At 47.3% G+C, this 3,600-nt stretch carries 4 protein-coding genes; 1 reads left to right on the forward strand and 3 read right to left on the reverse strand.

All coding sequences use genetic code 11. From position 1 onward, the window contains the following. Positions 1–56: 56 nt before the first annotated feature. From J1785_RS02465 to metN, 3 genes are read right to left on the reverse strand one after another with little or no spacing between them, the layout of a single operon-like run. Positions 57–872, reverse strand: coding sequence for a MetQ/NlpA family lipoprotein (locus J1785_RS02465; RefSeq protein ID WP_129955000.1), 816 nt, complete (start codon positions 870–872; stop codon positions 57–59). Positions 873–929: 57 nt separating this feature from the next. Further along, entirely contained in the window at positions 930–1,583 is a 654-nt protein-coding gene (locus tag J1785_RS02470) for a methionine ABC transporter permease MetI (protein WP_015696115.1), read from the reverse strand. Next, positions 1,576–2,607, reverse strand: a complete 1,032-nt coding sequence (gene metN / locus J1785_RS02475; protein WP_129955001.1) for a methionine ABC transporter ATP-binding protein MetN — start codon at positions 2,605–2,607, stop codon at positions 1,576–1,578. The genes J1785_RS02470 and metN overlap by 8 nt, the downstream gene beginning before the upstream one ends. A 177-nt stretch (positions 2,608–2,784) precedes the next feature. Between metN and gmhB the strand changes: the two genes are divergently transcribed. Then, the gene (gmhB, locus tag J1785_RS02480) at positions 2,785–3,351 is read left to right on the forward strand and encodes a D-glycero-beta-D-manno-heptose 1,7-bisphosphate 7-phosphatase (RefSeq protein ID WP_217218733.1); all 567 of its coding nucleotides are present in this window, start codon (positions 2,785–2,787) and stop codon (positions 3,349–3,351) included. Positions 3,352–3,600: the final 249 nt, after the last annotated feature.

Raw genomic sequence — 3,600 nt, forward strand, 5'->3', positions numbered from 1 at the left:
CTACTATCTTATAAATGAATAGTCAGGAGAAACGTAACGTTCCTGATTTCGGACAATTACCAACCTTTTACTGCGCCGCCGTTGAAGATTTTATTTGCTGCAGCGTTCACTTCATCAGACTGGTAAGCCTGAACAAATTTCTTCACGTTTTCAGCATCTTTGTTATCTTCACGTGCCACGATCAGGTTCACGTATGGAGATTCTTTATCCTCTACGAAGATACCGTCTTTCTCCGGCGTCAGGTTTATCTGGCTGGCATAGGTGGTATTGATAATGGCCAGAGCGATTTTGGCATCATCCAGTGAACGTGGCAGTTGTGGGGCTTCAAGTTCGACCAGTTTCAGATTTTTAGGATTCTCGGTCACATCCAGAACAGTCGGCAGCAAGCCAACACCGTCTTTCAGTTTGATCAGACCTTGTTTTTGCAGCAGCAGCAAAGAACGACCAAGGTTAGTCGGGTCGTTTGGCAACGCAATCTGATCGCCATCTTTCAGTTCATCAATAGATTTGATTTTTTTAGAGTATCCGGCGATTGGGTAAACGAATGTGTTACCGACCGGCACCAGTTTGTAACCGCGATCTTTGATCTGTTGATCAAGATAAGGCTTATGCTGGAAGGCATTAACATCAATGTCGCCTTTGCTCAGTGCTTCGTTAGGCAAAACGTAATCATTGAAAGTCACCAGCTCAACGTCAAGGCCGTATTTTTCTTTAGCTACTTTCTGTGCAACTTCTGCCACTTGCTGTTCAGAACCGACAATCACACCCACTTTGATATGGTTTGGATCTTGTTCTTTTGGCCCGCAGCCGACTAAAGCCAGCGATCCCAGAAGCGCGCCGACAATGGCAATGGATTTGAATTTGTTAGACATGTCCTTTCCTCAATAAACGGATATAAATCATTCACAGGGTAGCTATTACAGCTGTTTTTATTTATGTGTGACTGCTTTTACAATGCGGTCGCCACAAAATTGTATTAAATACACCAAAACCACTAACAGGACTAATACCGTATTCATCACGGTTGCGTCATAACCGATATAACCATACTGATAACCGATTTGACCCAAACCACCCGCACCCACTGCGCCACCCATAGCAGAATAGCCTACGAGGGTGATCAGCGTGATGGTAGCTGCATTGACCAATCCTGGCAGAGCTTCCGGTAATAAAATTTTACGGATGATTTGCATCGGTGTTGCCCCCATCGCGCGGGAGGCTTCTACCAGACCACTTGGAATTTCCAAAAGAGCATTTTCAACCATGCGGGCAATAAACGGTGCTGCACCCACAGTCAGCGGAACAATCGCTGCCTGCAAACCGATAGAGGTACCGACGATCATGCGGGTGAACGGAATCATCCACACCAGTAAGATAATAAAAGGAATAGAACGGAAAATATTCACCAGCGCTGACATCACGCGATAGACGTTTTTATTTTCTGCAATCTGACCCGGACGGGTGACATATAACAGCACACCAAAAGGCAGACCCAGGACAAAACCAAAGAAGCCAGAGGTTAGCGTCATGATGACCGTTTCCCAGATACCCCGGCCCATTAACCACATCATTGCCTCAGACATAACCGAGTACCTCTACTTTCACCTGATTCTCATGCAGGAAACGAATTGCCGCCTGAGTGTTTTCTTCTGAACCGTGCATTTCTGTCAGCATAATCCCGAACTTCACGCCACCGGCATAATCCATCTGAGCACTGATGATATTATTATTAATGTCAAAGCGACGGACCGCTTCTGAAAGCAGCGGAGCATCCACTGACTGGCCGGTAAATTCTAACCGTAATAAGGGCACTCGACCCGCTTCAGGCGTGGTCAACAGACGCACGGCGTAATCATCCGGAATATCCAGGTGCAATGTTGACTGAATAAACTGCTGGGCAAGCGGAGTCTTAGGATGTGAGAACATCTCGCTCACTTTATCCTGCTCAATCAGTTTGCCATCGCTGATCACGGCAACCTGATCGCAAATGCGTTTTACGACGTCCATCTCATGGGTAATCAGCAGAATCGTGAGCCCCAGACGGCGGTTGATATCTTTCAGCAATTCCAGGATTGCGCGGGTTGTGGCCGGATCCAGTGCGCTGGTCGCTTCATCACAGAGCAATACTTTTGGATTACTGGCCAGCGCACGGGCAATCGCTACGCGTTGTTTTTGTCCACCGGAAAGATTGGCAGGATAGGCGTCATGCTTATCTTCTAATCCGACCAGACTCAGCAGTTCAGAGACGCGCTTTTTAATCGCGGCTGAAGACAGATTGTCGAGTTCCAGTGGCAAAGCAACGTTGCCAAAAACGGTACGTGACGACAGCAAATTGAAGTGCTGAAAAATCATGCCAATCTGTCGGCGTGCACGGGTAAGTGCTTTCTCTGAGAAGGACATCAGATCCTGACCATCGACCAATACCTGGCCTTCAGTCGGGCGCTCCAGCAAATTCACGCATCGGATTAAAGTACTTTTCCCCGCGCCGGAAGAGCCGATGACGCCATAAATTTGTCCGGCAGGGACGTGAAGACTCACGTCAGAGAGCGCGACAATCTGGCGCGAACCCTGCTGGAAAACCTTGGTGATGTTAGAAAGTTTAATCATATTTTTTTATTCTGTCTTTTTGCCGTGACGTGGTGAATTTAACTCTGCGGAGGTCTTCTCCGTAGTATGGTGTGGATGCTAAGGCGTCTAGACGTCTAAGTCAACCAGGTTAGCATTCTCACAGACATTGAAAACATGCGATACTGGCGCCGTTAATCAGCCATCAGGAGCAAATTCGTGGCACAACCAGTTTCAGCAATCTTTCTTGACCGTGATGGCACTCTGAATGTCGATCACGGTTATGTACATGAAATCGATAACTTCCAGTTCATCGATGGGGTCATTGATGCTTGTCTTAAATTAAAAGAGATGGGCTTTTTACTGGTACTGGTTACCAACCAGTCCGGTATCGCACGTGGCAAATTTACTGAAGATCAGTTTATGACTCTGACAGAGTGGATGGACTGGTCGCTTGCCGATCGCGGGGTTGATCTCGATGGTATCTATTTCTGCCCGCATCATCCGGAAGGATCCATTAAAGAGTTTACTCAGGTTTGTGATTGCCGTAAGCCGCAACCCGGGATGTTTTTGACGGCCAAAGAAGAACTGGGCATTGATATGGCTTCTTCTTATATGGTGGGCGACAAACTGGAGGATATGCAGGCAGCTGCCGCTGCGGGGGTGGGGCATAAGATTTTAGTGCGTACCGGCAAGCCCGTAACCTCCGTAAGTGAAAATGCCGCCGATGCGGTACTGGAAAGCCTTGCCGCATTGCCTTCCTTTATAGCAAAAGGCCATAAATAACGTCTTCTGGATAAAAAAACGGCAAACGAAATAAAACTGTATTTATTCGCTTGCCATTAAAATCCAACTCCCTATAATGCCGCTCCATCGACAGGGAACAACGTGAACAACATCACGAAGTGACCGGGTCGGAAAGATTAAAAACAGCGGCAACCGGATGAAATAAACGGTTGACACTGAATGAGGAAAGCGTAATATACGCCACCTCGAGTTAGCAAGCGAAAGCGCGTAACTCACTGCTCTTTAACA

This window comes from Rahnella perminowiae (assembly GCF_019049755.1).
In the GTDB taxonomy this organism is placed as follows: domain Bacteria; phylum Pseudomonadota; class Gammaproteobacteria; order Enterobacterales; family Enterobacteriaceae; genus Rahnella; species Rahnella perminowiae.

Bases quoted from the DNA above. Each gene is read 5' to 3' on its own strand.
- metN (WP_129955001.1), bottom strand. From the start codon at position 2,607: ATGATTAAACTTTCTAACATCACCAAGGTTTTCCAGCAGGGTTCGCGC.
- J1785_RS02465 (WP_129955000.1), bottom strand. From the start codon at position 872: ATGTCTAACAAATTCAAATCCATTGCCATTGTCGGCGCGCTTCTGGGA.
- J1785_RS02470 (WP_015696115.1), bottom strand. From the start codon at position 1,583: ATGTCTGAGGCAATGATGTGGTTAATGGGCCGGGGTATCTGGGAAACG.